The sequence below is a fragment of the Lactococcus nasutitermitis genome, assembly GCF_018403765.1.
In the GTDB taxonomy this organism is placed as follows: Bacteria; Bacillota; Bacilli; order Lactobacillales; family Streptococcaceae; genus Lactococcus; species Lactococcus nasutitermitis.
The window spans coordinates 43,149-64,717 of the sequence record NZ_BOVQ01000005.1; the positions used below are offsets into that span (position 1 = coordinate 43,149).

Consider the following 21,569-nt stretch of genomic DNA (forward strand, 5'->3'; position numbering starts at 1 on the left):
AAAAATAGGTGCTTTTTGTTAATTGAAAATAGAGAAGAATATTGGTATAATAGTAATAAGTGAGCTGTAACGATTGTAGAGGTAAAAGATAATGAGGTCGGTGAAAGAAAAAATCGAGGCGAAAATTAAAGCCTCTCCACGAGGAAAAATTTTTGTTATTTCAGATTTTGAAAAATTAGGAGCTTATAATTCCATAAGGATTGCCCTGTCTGAACTTTCTAAGGAGGGACTATTAGAAAGAATTCATCTCGGAATTTATCAAAAGCCAAAATATAGTGAGCTTTTTGGACAAAATATTCCAGCAACACCAGATGAAATTGCAAAGGCAATCGCTCGTAAGAATAATTGGAAGATTGCGCCTGCTAAAGACTTAGCCCTTAATCTATTAGGCCTAGATACCCAAGTTCCTAATCACTATGATTATATTTCAGACGGACCCACTAAAAAGGTTCAGTTGGAAGATGGACGGATTATCTCTTTCCGTCATGTCACGCAGCGCGAAAGCCTCATGGCTGAGACATCATCACTCGTCATTGAAGCCCTAAAGCAATTAGGCGAAGAAAATGTTACAGAGCCTGTTTTGAAGAAAATTGTCTCAAAATTAACAGACAACCAACTCAAACGCCTAGAAAAAGACGCTAAAAATTCTCGTGTTTGGATTAAAGAAAAAATTAAACAAATGAAAGAGGTCGCTTAATGCTAGATTTTGCAAGACGAAGTGATAAAGAACGCCAAGAAGGTTTCCAGATTGTTGCTCCGATGATGAAGATGAACGAGGGAATTATTGAAAAAGATTTCTATGTGGTCTTGATTCTGGAACTGCTATTTCATCATTCTAAATTTGGGCGCTCTTTTGCCTTTAAGGGCGGAACCTCGCTTTCCAAGGGTTACAATATTATCAAACGCTTTTCCGAAGATATTGATTTAGTGATGGATTGGTCGCTACTAGGATTGAGTGATGAGGAGGCTTGGCAGGAACGTTCACACCGCCAACAAGAATTTTTTAATGCACGAATCAATGAAGAAGCAGGGCAATGGATTGAAGAAAGTTTAGTCCCTGAACTCATTGATTGTTTGGAGCGAGAACAACTCCAAGGCTTTCATGTCTTTGTTCGTGAAGAGGATAAGCAGACGGTCATTATTGAGTATCCGAAACACTTTACAAGTGCTGGGATACTCCCTGAAATTCGTTTAGAGATTGGCCCCCTTGCAGCATGGACACCCGTTAAAGATCGGACGATTACCAGTTATATTGCGGAAAAACTTCCCAATGTTTTTTCTCAGCCTAGCACCATTATTCCAAACGTTGAGGCGAAGCGTACTTTCTGGGGAAAGGCGACTATTTTACACAAGGAAGCCAATCGCCGACACAATTTCACACCAAAGCGCTATTCTCGCCACTATTATGACTTATATTTACTGGCTCAATCTGAGATCAAAGAAGAAGCCTTTGCGGATTTGGATTTGCTCAATCGTGTAGTGGCTTTTAAGGAAAAATTCTACTTGGATAATTCCGCGAAATATGAGGAGGCCGTCCCCGCAACTCTCAAACTCTTACCGAAAGAAGAACAGTTGGAGCATTTGAGAGCTGATTATGACGCAATGCAAGCCATGATGTTTGAGAAAGCACCAAGTTTTGAGGAGATTATGCAAGGGCTGGCACAGTTAGAGAAAGAAATTCATCAGCTTGGTGTTTGATAAAAAATGTAAAAATGGTTAGCGGTCAAGTGCAAACCATTTTTTAGGCTTTTATAGCAGTTATTTGAGAATATAAGCAGGATAAAATGGGGGAATCTTGCTTATTTTAGCAGCACATCACAAATTTGTGGTGTGCTTTTTTCGTTCCCCGAAAAAATAGGAGGAGTTTCCGAATGGAAAAAGAAACAAATAAAAATAATTCACCCGTCCAATTCATACGCCATTTTATGACAGCTACGCCCCTTGAAGTCTTAGACTTTATCACGTTCAATAGCCAACATTTTGAAGCACAAAGCATTCACACCATTATCGAGGATTATCCACAGGGGGAGGTTATACAAAAGAAAAAGCAAAGGGTTGTTGAAGTAAACAGTCAAGAACTGCTCGAACAAATGGCTTTGGTGGGGCATTTATCAAGTTCCAACTTCCAAAATTCCGCTGATTTTATGATGGCAGAAGGACAAAAAGCCATGGTCTCTTTTTTGAGTCCCTACCTTTCAAGTCTCCAACAATTTACAGCAACTGAAAAGGAAATTGCCACAAGGATTGCTCTATATAATCTCTACGCGCATTACGGGATTTATGAAATTCAGTCAGGGTTAAAGATTGAATTAGAAGATGATATTATGCGAGAGGTCATCGCGGTTTCAGATAGGGAAAGAATTTTTCATGTTCTCAATCTCGCCAATACCTTTACACGGGGCTTTGACCAACAGCTTTTAAAACGTCAAAAAGCTTTAGCAACCAAAGCCCAGAAGGTTACAGTATTTGATATTTCAAACCAGTTTTCTGAGAAACAGATTGAGCGAGTGGAACAGGAAAGTTTGAAATATTACCAAGAATCAGGGATTGATCTCCCCAGTCGGGTTTATTTTGAAATTCTTTATCAAGTCAAACAGGACTTGCTTCATCATTCCAAACTGCCTGCTTACGCACGGGTGAACTCTGTTGAAGATTTTCGTTTTCCTTTTGTGGAAGTTGTTGACGAAATTTTAATTGCGCATTACCCAGAAAATCAATCTCTATATGGTGCTTTGCTTGAAAAAGAGGCCGCAAAGTCAGTGATTGCTGACCTCTTTTTGCAGGACATCTATCAGAAATTTTCAGAAGTAAAAGAAAGCCCCAAAGAACAAGAAATTTTTCCAGACAGAGAAGCTTCTCAACCAGACACGAAAACTATTCCTAACACAGCAGTTCTCAGCGATTCAACCAAAGCCGCTCATCAAGATTTACGTGAAAGTAAGTCAGAGGTGGCTTTTCAAGAAAAAGAAATTATTTCATCGCCGACTGTTGAACCTCAGAGTTTCCCTTCGACCGCCAAAAAGCTACTTGTTTCTAACTCAGAAATGTACTATGAAGAGATGATAGCAGCCTATAAAAAGCTCTATGATTCTTACATGCACCAACAAGACCTCAAAGCACAAGGACATAATGTATCTGGGGCTTATGATACCTTCGACATTGAAACCACTCAGGGAGCTGTCCAGTTTTACTATGCCTTTCTAGGACGAGAGCTTGGAACCAACGATGATCGTAGAGTGGTTTTTGGTGTTGCTACCGATCAAGGGGATTTCAAAACGAATTCGATGAGTACCCCGATTCGCTCCCGTGTCTTTGATGTTTTTGAAAAAGGACTTACTTCACTCCAATTTAACGAAACTGTTGAGCCAACCAAAGTTTCTGATGAGGCCCTGCTCCAAAAGCTCCATGATGCATTTATTCAAGATTGGACAGATTATCGTCAAGCTGTGACAAACTTTGAGGATTGGAAAAAGGGACATCCCGAAGTAGAATTGACAGACTACCAAGGCTTTGACAATCTTCAAATCGCCAAAGGGAAAGCTCAATATTATGAAGAAGTGCTGAGTGATCTCATTTATCGCGATCATCCAGAGGGCGGGCGAGAGTTTGACCTCTTTCCCGCTTCAAGGGAGCTTTCCCGCACGCAAAAAGAAGCGATTGAGGCGCTTGTCGCTGCGGTTTATCCACACTTTGAGGGCTCAACACTTCGCGAAAATTTTGAGCATTGGAAAGAGGAGGCTCAAAGCTCACTTGATTCTGTTCAAGCCCTCTTTGAGCAACTTAAAACCGATGATGTGGCCTATCTATTTTATGTGTCTAATGCCGCAACCCCTGCCCCGCAGGAACAGTACCAAGCCAACAGTCCGATTGAAAAACTTTTTTTGGACCATGTTTCAGAGCTGCGGAGCTTGACTGATGAAAAGCTCAAAGCCGTGTGGCAGGCAGAGAAAGACAAAACGCCCAATGCTTATTATGACCTCTGGCAGGAAGTTAGAAAAAATATCCGTCCAGCCCTAGAGTGGGCTGGCTACCGTGAACTGTTAATTGCCGCACTCCAAGTGAACCAAATGCTAGAGAGCACCCGTTTTGCAAAAGAAGCCCTCTTTGAACAAAGAAAATATGCTGCAGCGCGTAATTTCTTGTTTCAATTTTTGCCTAATCAAGCAAAAAGCGCTGATGCGGAAAGTGTCGAAAGTGAAAAGCTATCTGAAAAAGCGTTAGAAGTTCTCCATGAAGAGATGCTACGACAAGAAATAACCCAACAAAACAGTCATCGTAAATTTCGGATTTATGAATTTTTTGAAGAAGCATCTCGTGCGACTGATCGCGTGAAATTTCTAAAAAATGAATATGGGTTAAGTGGACATAGTGGGTTTGGAGACAGTCCTTATTTTGTCAATTATGACGGAAAAGGAGTGGAATTTGAACAATTTAATTCTCAGGAACATTCGGACCGTTTTCGACTCACTTGGGCTCAATTTAATGCAACACTAGCAAAACTGATAAAAGAGGAAGATTTTTTGACTTCTTCTGAAAAATTGGAATATCAAGAGTGGTTTGCTTTAAAGCATACGCTTGATAAGACTGAGACAATTAAACATTCGGGAGAGAAAGAAAAAACGGGACTCCGTCCAAGAGAAGTTTTAGCACAGGTCAAAACAGCCCTCCTTCCAGAGGAAAAATTTGTGATTTTGGAAGAAGGTGAAAATCTAACCCTTGTTAAGACCAGCTTTGATGGGCTTTTGAATGAGGTGGTGATTGAAGCTGATTCGGAGCACTATGGGGTCTCAGATTTAGCGGATCAAATCACGGGGATTGTTCATTTTAAGGGACAATTTGAAGCATTGCTGAGCCAAATTCAGACTGCAAAACCAAACGAACTGGCAGAAGAAAAAAGTCATGAGGAAGCAGAACAAACAGAGCAGTATTTCGCGACGCCGTTGCCTGATTTGTGGTTTCAGATTGATAGCAGTTATGCCACTTTAGAAGTTCGCTTTTTTAATAGCGCTCATGAGCGCTTAGGACAAACCTTTCTCAAAGGAACAGGTGCCCTTGCGAATTCAGAACGACAGGCTGCGATTGAACGCTATAGCCACTCTAGAGAAGCACTTTTTGAAGACCTAGACTTTGAAAACTTACGAACATGGATTAAAAATAGCCGTGGTGGGTCGCTCAGTGAATTTGTACTGGACAGAACAGGGATTCATTCTTGGCAGGACCTCTATGACCAGCTGGTTACTTCTAAGCATGTTTCGATTGAAAATAATTCGGGCTTTTTATCTACGGCTACGCAAGAGCAGCCGAAAAGTGAAATTTCTCTCTTTGACTTCATGGACGAGGCGAAAGCTGAGGAAAAAGAGGACGGGATTAATGGCGTTTCTGCCTCAGAAAATCACACACCTATGTCCCAACTAAACGCGCTTGAACACTTGAAAACTGCTTATCTCGGAGAATTAGCTGACCTGAAAGACTTGCGAGCGCGCCAAGTGGGCGGAGCCCTTTATTTGATTCACAAAGACCGCGCAGATTTTTACGAATATTATGCCACTTCTTTGTTACAACAAGACAATGGAGTTCATCAAGAGAAGTACGTCTTTGAATGGCTTAATGAAGATGATAAACAACTGATTCGAGAAACAGTTGAGGCAGCTTATCATGAATTTGGCGATTTGGCTTTAACCTTTGGGGCTTTGCAAAAGGAATTTGAGCAAGGCTATTTAGCTGAACAGATGCCTATGTCAAAAGAAACAGTTCTGGACGAGAACCAGCTTGAAACCGAAACTGAGCCGATACAAGCTTCCCCGCTCTTAGATTATCATTTTCCTGAGACGGGGTTAGTTTATCCAAAGTCTATCCATGAAAAGATTGAGGCCAATCTTGCGGCGATTCGACTGGTCAAAGCGCTTAAAGCGGAACATCGTATGGCGACGGTAGAGGAACAAGCGTTTTTAGCTAAGTATGTAGGCTGGGGCAATGGCGAGATTGTCAATACGCTTTTTGATGAGGAGAATCCGCGCTATGAAGATTACCGTGAAGAACTCAAGCAACTCCTATCAGAAGATGAATATAAGGCCGCTCGTGCATCTAGCTTGACGGCTTTTTATACGTCACAAGAAATTATTCAGGCGATTTACCAAGGCCTTTCTGACTTAGGCTTTGAGAATGGACGAATTTTGGAGCCCTCCATGGGAACAGGGAATTTCTTTCACGGAATGCCTGAGTCTATGAAGTCAGGTTCTGACCTCTTTGGGGTGGAAATTGACCCGCTGACCGCAAGCATTGCTAAGCAACTCCAACAGACCGTCAATATCCAAGCTAAAGGCTTTGAAGCCACACACTTTGCGGAGAATGCCATGGATTTAGTGGTCACGAATGTGCCATTTTCTGACAAAATTCACTTGACCAACAAAAATTGTGACCGTCCCTATGTGATCCATGATTATTTTATCAAGCGCGCACTTGATTTAGTCCATGAGGGCGGTTTAGTGGCCGTCATTACTTCCACAGGCACGATGGACAAACGCGATTCCCGTTTTCGCACCGAGTTATCTCAAAAAGCTCGACTCCTTAAAGCCATTCGCTTGCCTGACCGTGCTTTTGCACAAATTGCGGGGACGGAGACACCTTCCGACATTCTGATTTTCCAAAAGGACAGCAGTTTGGTGGATTCTGAAGAAATCCCTGAATGGATTGAAACCACTTCTAAAATGGATGATAAAGGCAACCAAATTTTCTATAATCGCTATTTTGAAGCACACCCTGAACAAGTTTTAGGAGATATCAAAATTAAAACGTTTAATGGTGGGCGATTAGCCATCAAAGCGAATTATTCGGACGAGGAAATTTCTGAAAAACTCCAAGCGGCCTTTGTTTTTCAAGAAGAAGAGCATTATCTTAAAGTCGAAGAAGTTGGTCCCCTTTATGAAATCGAGGAAAAGTCAGACCTTGACCTACCAGAGGAAGTGACTTCTGAGATTGAACCTTACACCCTGATGGTCTTTAATCGAAAACCTTATTATCATCCATTACCCTTTTTCAAAAGTCTTCTAGTGTCACGCTCAACGTTCATGAAACCCGTAAAAATCAGTTGACTCGTTATACCAAGAATAAAGCTCAAATTTACGATGAAACACCCAATTACCAATTCAAGCAAGTCAAAGTAGATGTCATTGAGGGAGAGATTTACTCTGATGATGGGGCTTTTGAGGCTTTAGGATTAAGCGATACAGAACGAGCAACCTTAGTGCAGGAGGGGACGCTTAATCAAGGGGAGACTCAGTATGAGTTGGGACAAACCAATGCGCAGTGGTTCTTGACTCAAAAAGTCAAAGAAAGTACGACCTATACTTATCATGTCAACTATTCAGCTAAGGAAGTGCAAGCGATGAGTGCCATGATTGAACTCAGAAAAACGCTCCAAGCGCTGCTTGCGATTCAACATGAAGAAGATTATGACGTGGCTGCTTATGAGGAATTACGTCAGTCTTTGAATACGCAATATGACAGTTTTGTCAAAAAGTACGGCCATGTCAGTAGTCGAGCTAATTCGTTACTCATGCGGCAAGATGACTACTATCAGCTGCTGGCCTCGATTGAGGTGGATGTCGAGGACGAAAAAACCAAGCGCTTAATGAAAGTCAAAGGAACGGTCTTTTTTGAGCCGACCATTCAATCCCAACCAAAGAAAATCGAAGTGAAAACGGCTGAAGATGCCCTCCTTGCCTCGCTTAATCATAAAGGAAGACTTGATTTTGACTATATGGCAGCCGTCTATTCACAAAGTAAAGCAGACATCATTAAAGAGCTTGGCGACAAGCTTTTTTATGTTGGCGAGGGACGTTATGCCACACGAGAAGATTATCTCTCAGGAGATGTTAAAACGAAGCTCGCCGAGGCAAAAACGAAACAAGAGTTTGGCGTTGAAGACCGCGACTGGAGTGCGAACATTGTCGCACTTGAAGCTGTCATTCCTAAAGATATTACCATCAGTGAACTCAATTATAAGTTTGGAACGCGCTTTATCCCGATGGCCTTGTATGCGGCTTTTTTAGAAGTCGCGTTAGGTCAAAAGCCTGACGGAGTGACGATTGAATACGATAAGCTCACAGATAGCTATGCGGTTCATGTTGCCAATCAAGGGACAGACGCCAATGAGCACCAATACGGCGTGGGAAGATATGATGGCGAGCAGCTGGCGCAAAGTTTACTTAATCAACGGCCGTTAGAAATTAAAAAATTGGACCCCAATAATCCGCCACAAGCTAAACCTAAGTATATTGTGGACGAAGTCGCGACAGCGGAATTACAAGCGAAAGGCGAACAGTTTGAGGCAGCTTTCAAGGAATGGGTGCTTAAAAATCCAGAGATGCAAGAAGAAATTGTCTCGATTTATAACGAAAAGATGAATCGGGTGGTTCCTAAAAAGTATGACGGCAGTCACTTAACCGTTCAAGGGCTTGCCAAACAATTTACGCTGCGGCCCCACCAGAAAAATGCCATGATGCGTATTATTCAAGAGCAACGGGCAGGCCTGTTTCATGAGGTCGGGTCAGGCAAAACCTTGACCATGCTTGCGGCCAATCTTAAACTCAAAGAGTTAGGGGTGATTCAAAAGCCCCTTTTTGTCATACCAAAACCCTTGATTGACCAATTCGGTCGAGAAATTTATCGGTATTTCCCTGAAAGTAAGGTCTTGATTGCGCATTCGGAAGATTTTTCCAAGGATAATCGCAAGCGGTTCATCAGTCGTATTGCGACAGGCAACTATGATTTTATCGTGGTGGCTGATTCTCAATTTGGCAAGATTGGGATGTCTAAAGCCTATCAAGAACGCTATATTGAGGACGAGATTGACAAGGCAGAGCGTCAAATGCGCCTGGCTAAACTGAGCGGTCAGCGCCATACTGTTAAAAAGGTTGAACAGTATCGAAAAAGTTGCCAAGAACGGCTTGAAAAACTGCAAAAGCGAGATATTGATACTTTTATTGATTTTGAAGAACTGGGTATTGATATACTCAACGTGGACGAGGCACAAGGATACAAAAATTTAGCCCCAGAAACGCAGCTGGGACAAGTCAAAGGGATTTCAGATGCACGGAGCCAGAAAGCCATGGACATGGATCAGAAGACCCAATATCTCCACGCTCAGTACGATAATAAACGCGTGCTCTTTTCAACAGGAACCCCTATTTCTAACTCCGTGGTGGAACTTTATACCATGATGAAGTACCTTGCACCTGACGTGCTCCAGCAATACGACGTCTGGAGCTTTGACAGTTGGGTTTCAACATTTGGGATCATTGAAGATGTCTTTGAGTTGAATGTCGCAGGCAATTATAAAACCAAGCGGCGGTTTACCAAGTTTGGGAATATGCCAGAACTGCGGAATATGTTTCTGGAAGTCGCGGATATTCAGACCTCAGAAGACCTTGATTTACCCGTCCCTAAAGCTAAAACTGTGGTTCATGAGTCCCACACCACTCCTGAACAAGTCAAGTACATTGAGGGCTTGGTGGCTAGAGCAGAAGCGATTGAAGCTCGTCTTGTCAAGCCGTTTGAGGATAACATGCGTACGACACGTTTCGCTATAAGTGCGTAAGCACGAAAAGCGAGGATTTACAGGAGGTAAATTACAACTAATGATTTGACAGTTGGAATGAAAGCCGTCATGTTGGCTGAAACAACTGGTCTGATACTCCTACATGCGTGAAATTCTAACAGGGATTTCAGGTATGGAGTTAGGTAAAGTCGGCTGAACAATGCCTAAGTGAGCTTTGCGGCTCATAAGGCAGCGGATAAGCCGGGACGCTATAAACTATCTATGGTGAGAATGTTCCCTGACAGGAACTGACGAACTTGCGAATGTACAGGTCTAAATGTCGGCGTTGTCGAAAGACAATAGAGTTGCGAACGCAACGAATGTTACCGAAAAGTAAAAGTGCATGTTATGAAATTCGGCATAGGGAACCATGACCCTATAAACATTCAGGCTTAAAGTGAGCACCTAAGGATAGATGGACAGCTAGAATCATTGGAACGTGGAAAGCGAGAAACATTCACTTCAAACGCCTGTTAGCGGAATGTTGGATATAAGATTTTTAACCGAAATTCCTTAATTCTCGTGAGAGTAGGGGCACAGTACTGTTGAAACTCATGAAAGTGAGTGGAGGGATAGCCCCAAGACTTGTTCTTTGAAAAGTAAATAATGATAAATGAAACTCACAAGGTCGAGTAAGAGGGTGGGACTAACCAAAGTTAGGAGAATTAAACCACCAGTGAGTACAAAATTACGATACAACGAATACTATGATATGCAGGAAACATTAGATTGGCTCTATCAACGTAGTTTAGATGACCAAATGAGTGGTGTTGATTTATACCGACTCATAAGCTCGGAGAATAACATTCTTTTGGCCTATCGTACCATTAAATCGAATACTGGCTCTCATACAGCTGGGGTAGATAATCAAACGATTGCGGACTTCAAATTCAAGGATAAAGACCAATTTATCCAAGAAATTAGGGAAGACCTCAAACGCTTTTCTCCTCAACCTGTTCGGCGGGTAGAAATTCCTAAAGCAAATGGGAAAATGCGCCCGCTAGGGATTCCAACAATGCGAGATAGACTTATCCAGCAAATGTTTCTTCAAATTTTGAATCCAATTTGTGAAGCTAAGTTTTATAACCATTCCTATGGATTTCGAGAAAATCGTTCTACTCATCATGCCATTGCCAGAAGTATGTATCTCATTAACTGGTCAAAGTGCCATTATGTCGTAGATGTCGATATTCAAGGATTCTTTGATAACGTGAACCATGCCAAACTTTTACATCAGCTTTATAGCATTGGGATAAAAGACAGGCGGGTATTAGCGATTATTGGGAAGATGTTAAAAGCTCCAGTTGCACAGGTTGGTGTATTGGATAAAGGTGTGCCTCAAGGAGCGGTCCTATCGCCACTATTAGCAAATGTGGTACTCAACGACTTAGACCATTGGATAGAAAGCCAGTGGGAAAAATTTCCAAGTCGCTATCCCTACAAATATTCGGGAGACCGTTTTTCCGCATTAAGGGAAAAATCCAATCTCAAAGAAATGTATATTGTTCGATACGCCGATGATTTCAAGATTTTTACAAAAGACCATAAGCAGGCATGGAAGATATATCATGCCGTAAAAGGTTATCTGAAAAATCAGCTAAAACTTGATGTTTCGCCAGAAAAGTCGAAGGTAACGAACCTTAGAAGGCGTAAGTCTGAGTTTTTAGGATTTGAAATTCAAGCCATACCGAAAAAGAAGAAATTCGTCGCAAATACCCATGTTTCCAAAAAGAAACAGAAAATTATAAGAGAACAACTGCTCCAACAGTTGAAAAAGTTACAGAAAAGTCCAAGCGTGAAAAATGTCCTTCACTATAATGCTTATATCTTGGGCATACAGCAATACTTCGGCATTGCGACCAGCGTTAATATTGACTTTTCTAAAATTGCCTATTCTCTCTTACAGACCAGTTTTAACCGTTTGAAAAAGGTAAGCAGGTATGAGGTACCGCATAGTCCCCCGCCAATCTACAAGAAGTTTTATAAGGGACACAGTCGGACGTTCAAAATCAATGGAATTTATCTCTATCCATTGGCAGACATTCAATGGCGGATTGCCTATTGCTTCTCCCAGAATCTGTGTAACTTCACAAAGGAGGGACGGGCACTTCGCCACCAGAAACTCAAGGGTAGTATCTCTGCGGAGATTCAGAAACTTTTGAGCCGTTCGGGCGATGCCTCACTTGAATACCTTGACAACCGCATCTCTAGATACTCTATGCAAAATGGGAAATGTTTGGTGTCTGGGCTATTCCTAGAAGCTGGGGAAGTCCATTGTCATCACATTTTACCAAGAAGCATGGGAGGGACAGATGATTTTAATAACTTAACGGTTGTTCATCATTCAATCCATATCTTGATTCATGCGAAAGAAACTCAAACGATTAAAAACTATTTGCGGCAATTTCAGCTGACCAAAGGTCAGCTGAAAAAGCTAAACCAATATCGTGAAAAATGTAATTTACCAGAAATTTACTTAACAGAAGAATAAGTGGGAACGCCGTGTGCATTGAAAGGTGCATGCACGGTGTGGAGCGGGGGAAAACCCAGAGAGCCGAAAAGCTCAAAGGGTTACTACCTATCGCTATTCAAAATTTTGGGCGAAAATAAAAAGCTCACGATGGATATGCGGATGCTGGATAGCCACCTCTATACGGAGGAGGATTCTGAGAAAATCACTCAGGTTGTGGACAGCGTCTATGAAATTTGGGCAGCTACGAAAGAGGAGCGCTCAACCCAGATGATTTTTTCGGATACGGGGGTGCCTCTGAAGTACAGAAATAACGCCTCTTACAATCTTGACCGCTCTGTCAATTCCTTTTCAGCGTATGATGAAATCAAGCGGCTGCTTGTCTTACGTGGCATTCCAGAGGAAGAAATTCGCTTTATTCACGAAGCGACAGATGCCACAAAAGAGCAGATGATGCGGGATATGCGCACAGGGAAAATCCGAATCTTAATGGCCAGTACCAGTAAAGGCGGAACGGGGCTTAATGTTCAGGATAAACTTCTTGCCGTCCACCACTTAGATGTGCCGTGGAAGCCGAGCGATAGCACCCAGCGAAATGGTCGGATTATCCGTCAAGGCAATGAAAATGACGAAGTCCAAATTCATATCTATATTACCAAAGGTTCTATGGATTCTTTCATGTGGCAAACTCAGGAGCATAAGAAAAGAGTGGTAGATCAGTTGATGCGTGGGAAATCTAATGTCCGTGAGATTGATGAAATGGACAACGAATTTGGCCCATCAGTCTATAAGGCGATTGCGACCGATGACCCTGTCAAAGCGGAGTATATGCAATTAGAAATGCAAGTTGAAAATTTAGAGCAGGCTCGGAATCGTTACTATGAGAGTAAAGTGTCTGAAAGCAAACGTGTTGAACGTGAGCAAGCCAAACTTCCTGTTTTAGAGGAACGTGCGGTGCTTGTAAAAAAAGATGTGACAGCATTAGATCAGTCAAAAGACGCTCCTTTTGAGATGACCTTATTTTACGAGGGAAAAGAAAAACGTTTCGGGAGTGACGATAAAAAAGCTGCCGCCGAACTTTTTCATCAACTCATCACGCAACACGTCACCGAAACGCCGCAGCAAGCCAAGCTTGCGGTCTTTAGAGGGTTCGAGATTTATCACATCAGTCATGGCTTGACCCCAGAGGGGCAGCTCTTTGAAAGTGAAAATGAAACTTTTCTCTTTCGAGGACAGACCGATTATCATGTGCAGTTGAGCATCACCAGTATGTTGGGGACGCTCGTTAAAATCAATAACAAGTTAGACAAACTCTTCTGGGATTTAGATAAAACCACTCAGGAAATTGAACGAATTAAGGCAGGAATTGGACGCCTTGAAGCCGAACGCTCACTGCCTTTTCCACGTGAGGAAGAGTTCAAAAAGAAGATGGGACGCCTGAAAGAATTGAAAGCTCAGCTTGACCATACCGAAAATGAGACGGTTGAGGCAGAGCATTTTCTTGCGCTGAACGGCATAGAACAAACGGTGACAGGAGAAATTCAAGGCATCGACTTGGAAGAATTGGACTACTTTGATTCGACTTTTCTGGAAAACTTTGACCTGACAGAACTCTCTGATGAGGAGCTGGCTGCTTTAACTTTTAATGTGGTCTTTCAATATCAGGACAGCTTAATGGCGCTCGAAAAGGGGGTGCTTAGTTTAGCAGAGCGGGATGAATTGGTGCTTGATTTTCATGAAGAGGAAGAAGCTTACGCGCAACTTTGTGACGCATGGACAGCACGCGGGATTGCTTTTCCTGATCACTTACAAAGCTTGAACGAAGACAAGCTGAGTTTGATTCAAATGCAACTCTATGCTCACTTGCAAGACCAAACCGATTTACCACGCGAGGGTACGCAAGAAGCACCGTCTGAAAAACAACTTTCGCTAGGTTAAAGAATGGAGGATTCAATGGAAAACGAAAAGGAACTTTTAGGGCTATTTGAAGTGTCTGCTTTCAAGCATTATTTACGCTTTGCGGCAGAAAATCTGAGGTATTCACAGGACAATCTTCAGCGGTTCTTGAAGCAATTCCCGACTGCGACAAAGGTCTTAACCTTTGAGGAGTGGCAGAAATTAGGGGTGCTGCCTAAGAAAAAAAGTCGTGCGCTTGAAGTGCTCGTGCCACGGAAAATCGTCAAGCGAGATGCCACCCACCAGTTATTAACCACGGAAGACGGGGAGAGAATGATCGAAACTCGATTTACTCTGTCTCCTTGTCTTTTTGATGTGAGCCAAACAAATACCTCACAAAAAGAATGGGTTACGCTGTTTAATCGCCCTGAATGTTTGGGAACACCTTTGCGCTATTCCAAATTATTTGTCGGTCTTCGAGCTTTTTCGACGGGCAAGGTGGCCATTGACTTCTTGAAGTCAGGAACCCTTCCCGATGAAAAACAGGTGTGGGTCCCGCAAGGCTTGGGGGAAGAAGCCACCATTAAAAGAATTTTGCGCGACTTGGTGGCTTTAGAAGTTGATACGCTAGATGAAAGGATGAAGGACTTTGAAGTGCGCGCTATCAGCTACGCGCTTTTTAGTCACCTCAAGCTCTCGTGCGAAGAGGAGACCTTTCCAGAGTTAGTGGAGTGGACGAAAACGGGCAAGACGCCCTTCATTTTTGAATCCACTCTGTCTCACTTGACCACCCTCCTTCAGCAAAACATTCGACGACTAGACCCTGTTTTAGAAGCGACGTTTGACCCCACCGTCGGGAAAAATCCTTTTGAGCGTCGCTTAATGGCGGTTCAAACAGCCAGACGACGGGGGCAAGCACCGCCCGTTTCAGAGCGTTCTTTTACGCTCCCTTCTCCTGAACCTCCAGAAAATGCGGCGGTGCAAGCAATGAATCGGAGAATGAAAGCGAGCAACGCGACACGCAAAACCCGCTCACAGGCAGTGCGAACAGAAAGGAAAATAGAAAATGACGAATGACAATTTACAACTTGTGGTCTTAGAAATTTTACTCAAAGACCCCAGCAGCGAGTCGCCACGGATTGATATTCATGCGAAAACATTCAACCAACGAAAGCTCATTCGCAAGCTCCATGCTAAAATTACGGCCTATGAGCGTTTAGAAATTGAGGCAAATGTGGCAGAGTTGCGTGAGGCCAAAGCGACGATTCAGCAGTTGTCAGAGGCAGAAGTCAATGACCTGATTGAAGATATTTTGGTGGCTTATGGGAAAAAATAAAGCGGCATCTTCCTCAGAAAAAAGTGCTCTGGGGGATTGGGGGACACCCCCAAAACTTATGGAAAGCGTCGAACGAGTTTCGGCGCTTTTTATAAATTTTGTGTTTGGATATCCAAACACTATGCTTGCAAAAAGGAAAGCGGAGCTGGGAGAAAGTTTGTTTCTCCCAAATGGGGTGCAGGGGAAAAGCTGGGTTTCCCCTGCCCGATTTTGGAACAAAAGCGGAAAGACAAACAAAAAATGAAAGGAAAGAACACTCAGGAAAATCGAACTCGTTCTCATCAACGGCTTATTCGATTTAATGATGAAGAAAATGACTATATCAATGCCAAAGTAGAAGCGAGTCCCTTTAATAATTTTCAAAACTTTGCGCGGATTTTGCTTATCACAGGGGAAGTCCATTTCACAGATTACTCGGAACTCAAAAGGCTCAACTTTGAGGTCAATCGGATTGGCAATAACATCAATCAGTTAGCCAAACTGGCGCATGAGTTTCAAGAAATCTCGCCTGCGGATATTCAACAGTTGCAAACCCAAATGGCAGATTTGACCACTCTTGTGAGTGAGCAACTAAAGCAAGTCAAAAAAGAAGAGAGGCGACTATAGGCTATGGTTTATACCAAACATTTTGCGATTCACACGATTGATCGTTTGCGCAATTCCAAAGATTATATTGAGAACGCCGCAAAGACCTTGGTCGAAAAATCCGAAGTAACAGGGCATTTGGATAATATCTTTCCTTACGTGATGAATGATGAAAAGACTTTTGCCAAACAGTTGGTATCAGGCTACATGATCCATAATGTCTATGAAGCCTCAGAAGAGTTCATTGCCACCAAACAACTTGCGGCCAAAGAAAATGGCGAGCATTTTGTCTTTAATCCTAAAACCAAGCGACTGGAGTTTTCTCTCAAAAGTTTAGAGCGGGCAAGAAATGGCAAGCAGGCGGTGCTGGCTTATCACTTGATTCAATCCTTTTCACCTGAAGACGGCTTAAGCCCTGAAGAAGTTCATGAGTTGGGACGAAAGACGGTTATGGAATTAACAGGTGGGGAGTATGAGTTTGTCATTGCGACGCACGTTGATAAAGCGCATCTGCATAATCACATTGTCTTTAATTCCACAAACGCGATGACAGGCAAGCAGTTTGAGTGGCAGCTGCCTCGTTTGAGAAACGGTAAGGTCAAGGATATGACTTACGAGGCTTTTCAAAAAATCTCGGATCGGATTGCGTCCAAAGCTGGTGCAAAAATTATAGAAGTCTCGCCTAAAAATTCTCACGCCAAGTACACCAAATGGCAGACAGAAAATATTTTTAAGTCGCGGATTAAATCGCGTTTGGACTTTTTATTGGAGCATTCGCTAGACCTGGACGATTTCAAAACAAAAGCCAAAGCGCTCAACTTAGCCGTGGACTTTTCTGGTAAGTGGGCGACTTATCGTTTACTAGATGATGTGCAAGTAAGAAATACGCGTGGGCGGAACTTGGTCAAGTCTGACCCAGAACGCTATAATTTGGATCGGATTGAAGCCCATCTGAAAAAGAATACAGGAATTTTTTCTGTGGCCGATGTCGTCAATCAATACGAAGAAAAAATCGAAACCAAAAAAAATGATTTCGATTATCAAGTGACGATTGAGCCTTGGCAGATTGATCATGTGACGGCCAAAGGAATTTATATTAATGTGGATTTCGGGCTTGCTCAACATGGTGTGATTTTCATTGGTGCTTATAAGACAGACTTGCTAGAGGACGGTAATTATAATCTCTACCTCAAAACCAATGACTATTTTTATTTCATGGACACGGCAGGCGCAGCCAATAATCGCTTTATGAAGGGGCCAACCCTCATGTGGCAGCTCAGCCTTTATAATGGCACTGTTCCTATCGCCAAAGAAAAAGTGATTTCGACCATTAACGAATTGACCGAGGCCATTAACTTTTTAGCGAGCCACGGGGTGACCGAGGGGGGAGAGCAGTTGGTGCGATTAGAGCAGCAACTGCTTGAAGCAGTGCAAGAGGCAAAAGATAGATTAAAGGAATTAGACAATAAAATCAGAGAGTTAAATGATTCGGCTAAAGAATTGATTGTCAGCAACATTTCAGATTATCAAGACGAAACACTTGAACAGATTAAAAATCAGATTGGTTCGGTCCAGGCTAGCCGCAGACTGTTGAAAGAGATTAATGATGATGCAATAAGGGAAATTGGCGAATATCAAGTAATCCTAGTAAACAGCAATAAAGTAGATGAAAGCTGGAAAGGAAAGAGGAATCTGAAATAAGCTGAATAAAAATTATTCCTTTTCCAAATTTTTAAGCTCATCAGATACTTGAGTTGCAGTTTTTGAGCAACCGCAGAACTCCAGAACTTTCAAGCACTGTTCCATTACTTCCAGTGCCTCTGAATCCCCCCGTTTGTATGAATAATTTGCACGATTATAAATAAGCGTAAGTTTATCAAACATGAAATACTCGTGAATTTCACTATTTTCTAGGTATAAAATAAGTCGCCTCGCTGGTTCAAACATTTTTTGCTCTACAAATATATTGATTATATTCAAGACACATTGTACGACTGCATGTTTCACATGATAGAGCTCAATATTTATTTGCGAAGGATCAATCATCCGATTTGTTAATTCAGCCAGTTTTATGAGATCAATGAATTGAGCGCATGTACCTAGAAGACGAATGTCGTACATTCCCCATTCCTTCAAATTAAATAGATAACTTATTAAAAAGCTTTGTTCATTCTTGGTAATGACACATGTTTTATCGACAAAAGAAAGTACTGATTTTATCCTAATGCTATCCAACTTTAGTGTTTTATTATGAGGATTGCTTTCTAGCAATTTTTCAAGATTTTTAGAAAAAAGCTTGAGTTTGCTAATATCTCTTTCCATTACTGCATCAGAAAGCTTAACGCTAAATAAAAGAACATCCTTATTTCTAAGGTATTGGTTATACGCATTTTGAAACTCGAACATATCAACATTGATATTTCGTAGTAGAGCAATGAAGTGATTAGTTACTAGTATAGTTTTTCCATTTTCAAAATTTGAGAGTTGTGGAGAGGAGATTTCATCACCAGCTGCCTCTTCTTGAGAAAATCCCTTTGACTCACGAAGAAACTTGAAAGTAGCACCAATGGCCTTTTCTGCTTCAGAGTAATTTGGATAAACTTTATTCATTTTACCTTCTTCCTTTACATTGCTTAAACACAAAAAGAGCAAATAATACTGCCTCGAACACTATTATACCACTATTGAGAGCAATTTTCATAAGGAAACTTGAGTTTATATTGCTTAAAAATTTGTTTATTTTGTTCGGTAGAATAATGATTGTTCTGCTGTAAAATTAGTGTAAGTAGAAGGTGGTGATACGGATATAATTGTTTGAATATTCCAAACGAACGTAAATGTAATTACTACTCTTAGGGGAATTAATTGTCAAGGAGGAAAAGAGTTAATGAAGAAATATAAATTTATTTATTTCTTAACTGTGATAACAGTCGCAATTTTGTCTTATCCAATTATTATTTGGTAAATTTTTTTGAATCAGTTAGCCTTATTTATTTGGAAAAACTACCTGCCCCCTTTTATCTAGACAAAAGGCAAGACAGAGAGCAAAGCTCCCTGTCTGTTATAACTGATTGTTTGACGACTATTAAGATTAAGGAAACCAGAAAATAAAGGAAATCAAATATGAAAATACTGCTAGGAACACCAATAACCGGAATATTGAATGATAAGTCAAAAAAGCGTTGTTTGGAAAGGAAAAAATTTATCTGTGAATTTATCAATGTTTTAAGAAGTCAGGGACATGAAGTGTTTTGTGCAATTGAGATTGAAAAATTTGGTGAAAAGATTGCACCAGGGGAAATCTGTACTCAACGAGACTTCGAAGCTATGAAAAAATGTGATGTTTATGTTGCCTTTCCAAATGATAGCTATGGGTGTGCAGTAGAATTAGGATGGGCTTCTGCATTTGGCAAACCAATATTTTTAGCCATAAATAATGCTTTTGGAGTAAAAACTCCGTTATACGAGGGCTTGGGAATGATTGATACAGCACAAATTAAAAATTACTCATCTCAACTGGATTTCCCGCAGCTAGATGATAAAGAATTAATGGAATCTCTAAATGAATTTTTGAATAATATTTAACGAAAAATAAGAGGGAGAAACGGCATGAAAATATTAGCTGTAACTACCAATTTCGGACTAGGCCCGTCATCAAAAATGGTAACAATACTAAATGAAATTGCTAAACGAAGAGATGCTCTAATTGACTTTATGGGTGATGGAAATTGCCTAGATTATGTGAAAACAAATGCAAAAGCAGTTAAGACATTTATTGAAAGAGATACTGAAAATATTGATAAGACTACGTGGAATTGTATTTCGAATGAATATGATTTGGTAATCAATGTTATGAACTGTCATATTCAAGAGATTATTGATGAAAAAACAATCGAAGTTTTTATTGATAGTCTTAGTTGGATGTGGGATTGTCCCATATCAGGAATAGAAAAGGCAAATTACTATTTTGTTCAAAATATATTTATAGATGATTTAAAGATAAAAAATCTAAAAAATGTAGAAGTTATTAATCCTATTTTGGAGATTGAAAAGTCTAACATGGAAAAGGAAAAGACAAATGATATCTTAGTTAATGTATCTGGGGTTTTTACACCGTATGAGGGAGACGATTTTGGAAAAGAATATCTCAAGTTTTATCTTCAGGTTTTTGAGAGAATTAACCTTAAAAATTTCGATAGAGTTTTCTTCGCTTGTAACGTGGAACAAATTAGTGAATTTAGAGAATTCGAAAATGGTAAATTTGTATTAAAACACTTCTCTCACGCCGACTTCTTAGCTAAAGCAAGAACATCAAAGAAGGTATTTACTACGCCAGGATTAACTTTCTATCTCGAAGCAAAATCAGTAAATATTGCTCCTTTCTACCTACTTCCCTCAAATTATTCTCAGGCATTATTACTTGAGAAGTATGTCAATCTCGGTGAAAAGGGAATTTCTCTCGCAATGCTAGAAAATGAGTATGTTATATCGAAAGAGATAGAAGAATGCTTGGCAGTTCAAATTGTTAGAAATATTTTAAGAAAGGCTTGGGTATATCATCATTTTCAAATCGTCCAAGGGATTATCGAATATTTGGAAGCGTCTGTTGCAGACGTGCAAAGGAAGGATGGAAGTATCATAGGAAATGGAGCCAATCAATTGGTAACTTTATTAGAAAGGGAGGGACTATTATGAAGTATTTGTTCATCAGGTTACATGAAGCATGCAATGCAGGATGTTGGTTCTGTAATTTTGCAAAATCTAACGATCGTTTTCGGCTTTCTCCAGAAAAGTATCAAGAAATATTAGAAGAATGTTTACGACAAAAGGTTAATTATATTAGGTTCACAGGTGGAGAACCATTACTAGACTTAAATCTTCCTACATACATCAGACAAGCTACTGATTTAGGAATTAAGTGCTCAATTATCACTAATGGTTCATTATTAAGTAGAAATGTAGCTAAATTGAAAGCAGCAGGTCTCAGCCAGATTATAGTTAGTATTGATGATATAGGGGAAAATCATAACAATAATCGACAAATAAAGGATTTATATAATAAGGCTATAGATGGTTTAAAACGGTGTAAAGAGTTAGGAATACTAACTAGAGTAAATACGGTTTGTGGTCCTCATAATTATAAGAGGATGCCACAACTGAAAGAGGAATTTTCCAAAATAGGAGTTGACTACTGGGAATTGTCTGCTTTAAAATTAGAGGAAAAAATAGAATATGATGCCACTTATGACGAAATTCATGAAGTAATTGAAAAAGTATATTTTTCAGACGATGGTATAATTCCTTTTGGAAAGATGTGGTGTGGAGATACCCTTCAAGAGCAGAACATGTACTTTAAGGAATCTATACCACCAAGAGTTCGGACGGAGTGTAGTATGACATCTAGGGTAAGATATTATGATGCAAAAAACAATAACATTTATGTTTGCTCATTGCTTCCTCATAGAGGACTTCCAAAAGAAGACTATTATCATTTTTCTGAAAATGAAAAATTTGCATATACGAATGATGCAATTGATAGGATTGCACAAAAATATAGAATTCATGGTAAAGAAATTTGTAACGGTTGCTCTTCTACTGCTGCATTTTATGGAGAAAGGGATTGTTCATACAGTGAAAAAAGTGATTGGGAGTATTAATTCTATATCTCTTATGAATAGTTGATT

General features: G+C 40.7%; 15 protein-coding genes. 14 read left to right on the forward strand and 1 reads right to left on the reverse strand.

The genetic code is table 11. From position 1 onward, the window contains the following. Positions 1-100 precede the first annotated feature (100 nt). The 11 genes from KJS36_RS06055 (at position 101) to KJS36_RS06105 (ending at position 17,586) form a co-directional block, all read left to right on the forward strand. Positions 101-697, forward strand: a complete 597-nt coding sequence (locus tag KJS36_RS06055; protein ID WP_213535738.1) for a DUF6088 family protein — start codon at positions 101-103, stop codon at positions 695-697. After that, a complete protein-coding gene (locus KJS36_RS06060; protein ID WP_213535740.1) occupies positions 697-1,698 on the forward strand; it encodes a nucleotidyl transferase AbiEii/AbiGii toxin family protein in 1,002 nt (333 codons plus the stop codon). Before KJS36_RS06055 ends, KJS36_RS06060 begins: the two co-directional genes overlap by 1 nt. A 173-nt stretch (positions 1,699-1,871) precedes the next feature. Then, entirely contained in the window at positions 1,872-7,091 is a 5,220-nt protein-coding gene (locus KJS36_RS06065) for an N-6 DNA methylase (protein WP_213535742.1), read from the forward strand. Further along, entirely contained in the window at positions 7,088-9,598 is a 2,511-nt protein-coding gene (locus tag KJS36_RS06070) for a helicase-like domain-containing protein (RefSeq protein ID WP_213535745.1), read from the forward strand. The genes KJS36_RS06065 and KJS36_RS06070 overlap by 4 nt, the downstream gene beginning before the upstream one ends. An 811-nt stretch (positions 9,599-10,409) precedes the next feature. Further along, positions 10,410-12,089, forward strand: a complete 1,680-nt coding sequence (ltrA, locus tag KJS36_RS06075) for a group II intron reverse transcriptase/maturase (RefSeq protein ID WP_244842761.1) — start codon at positions 10,410-10,412, stop codon at positions 12,087-12,089. 105 nt (positions 12,090-12,194) lie between these two features. Then, positions 12,195-14,006: a helicase-related protein gene (locus tag KJS36_RS06080; RefSeq protein WP_213535747.1), complete on the forward strand. Its 1,812-nt coding sequence runs from the start codon at positions 12,195-12,197 to the stop codon at positions 14,004-14,006. A gap of 15 nt (positions 14,007-14,021) precedes the next feature. Beyond that, entirely contained in the window at positions 14,022-15,041 is a 1,020-nt protein-coding gene (locus KJS36_RS06085; protein WP_213535749.1) for a hypothetical protein, read from the forward strand. Continuing rightward, on the forward strand, positions 15,031-15,300 hold the full coding sequence (locus tag KJS36_RS06090) for a hypothetical protein (RefSeq protein ID WP_213535751.1): 270 nt from the start codon (positions 15,031-15,033) through the stop codon (positions 15,298-15,300). Before KJS36_RS06085 ends, KJS36_RS06090 begins: the two co-directional genes overlap by 11 nt. Next, positions 15,287-15,544 (forward strand): hypothetical protein, encoded by a 258-nt coding sequence (locus KJS36_RS06095; protein ID WP_213535754.1) that lies wholly within the window; start codon positions 15,287-15,289, stop codon positions 15,542-15,544. Before KJS36_RS06090 ends, KJS36_RS06095 begins: the two co-directional genes overlap by 14 nt. Next, positions 15,541-15,906, forward strand: coding sequence for a plasmid mobilization relaxosome protein MobC (gene mobC / locus KJS36_RS06100; protein WP_213535756.1), 366 nt, complete (start codon positions 15,541-15,543; stop codon positions 15,904-15,906). Before KJS36_RS06095 ends, mobC begins: the two co-directional genes overlap by 4 nt. 3 nt (positions 15,907-15,909) lie before the next feature. Continuing rightward, a complete protein-coding gene (locus KJS36_RS06105; protein WP_213535758.1) occupies positions 15,910-17,586 on the forward strand; it encodes a relaxase/mobilization nuclease domain-containing protein in 1,677 nt (558 codons plus the stop codon). A 12-nt stretch (positions 17,587-17,598) separates the two neighbouring features. On the opposite strand, the gene KJS36_RS06110 is transcribed toward KJS36_RS06105, so the two are convergent. Then, the gene (locus KJS36_RS06110; protein WP_213535760.1) at positions 17,599-18,495 is read right to left on the reverse strand and encodes a helix-turn-helix domain-containing protein; all 897 of its coding nucleotides are present in this window, start codon (positions 18,493-18,495) and stop codon (positions 17,599-17,601) included. Positions 18,496-19,008: 513 nt separating this feature from the next. Here KJS36_RS06110 and KJS36_RS06115 point away from each other — a divergent pair. From KJS36_RS06115 to KJS36_RS06125, 3 genes are read left to right on the forward strand one after another with little or no spacing between them, the layout of a single operon-like run. Then, complete coding sequence (locus KJS36_RS06115) at positions 19,009-19,470, forward strand: nucleoside 2-deoxyribosyltransferase (RefSeq protein ID WP_213535762.1); 462 nt, start codon at positions 19,009-19,011, stop codon at positions 19,468-19,470. Between the two features lie 24 nt (positions 19,471-19,494). Continuing rightward, positions 19,495-20,580, forward strand: coding sequence for a hypothetical protein (locus KJS36_RS06120; RefSeq protein WP_213535764.1), 1,086 nt, complete (start codon positions 19,495-19,497; stop codon positions 20,578-20,580). After that, on the forward strand, positions 20,577-21,542 hold the full coding sequence (locus tag KJS36_RS06125; RefSeq protein ID WP_213535766.1) for a radical SAM protein: 966 nt from the start codon (positions 20,577-20,579) through the stop codon (positions 21,540-21,542). Before KJS36_RS06120 ends, KJS36_RS06125 begins: the two co-directional genes overlap by 4 nt. Positions 21,543-21,569 lie beyond the last annotated feature (27 nt).

Coding starts and splice junctions, on each gene's coding strand:
- KJS36_RS06095 (WP_213535754.1), top strand. CDS start 15,287: ATGGGAAAAAATAAAGCGGCATCTTCCTCAGAAAAAAGTGCTCTGGGG.
- KJS36_RS06090 (WP_213535751.1), top strand. CDS start 15,031: ATGACGAATGACAATTTACAACTTGTGGTCTTAGAAATTTTACTCAAA.
- KJS36_RS06115 (WP_213535762.1), top strand. CDS start 19,009: ATGAAAATACTGCTAGGAACACCAATAACCGGAATATTGAATGATAAG.
- KJS36_RS06125 (WP_213535766.1), top strand. CDS start 20,577: ATGAAGTATTTGTTCATCAGGTTACATGAAGCATGCAATGCAGGATGT.
- KJS36_RS06110 (WP_213535760.1), bottom strand. CDS start 18,495: ATGAATAAAGTTTATCCAAATTACTCTGAAGCAGAAAAGGCCATTGGT.
- KJS36_RS06060 (WP_213535740.1), top strand. CDS start 697: ATGCTAGATTTTGCAAGACGAAGTGATAAAGAACGCCAAGAAGGTTTC.
- KJS36_RS06065 (WP_213535742.1), top strand. CDS start 1,872: ATGGAAAAAGAAACAAATAAAAATAATTCACCCGTCCAATTCATACGC.
- KJS36_RS06120 (WP_213535764.1), top strand. CDS start 19,495: ATGAAAATATTAGCTGTAACTACCAATTTCGGACTAGGCCCGTCATCA.
- KJS36_RS06105 (WP_213535758.1), top strand. CDS start 15,910: ATGGTTTATACCAAACATTTTGCGATTCACACGATTGATCGTTTGCGC.
- mobC (WP_213535756.1), top strand. CDS start 15,541: ATGAAAGGAAAGAACACTCAGGAAAATCGAACTCGTTCTCATCAACGG.
- KJS36_RS06085 (WP_213535749.1), top strand. CDS start 14,022: ATGGAAAACGAAAAGGAACTTTTAGGGCTATTTGAAGTGTCTGCTTTC.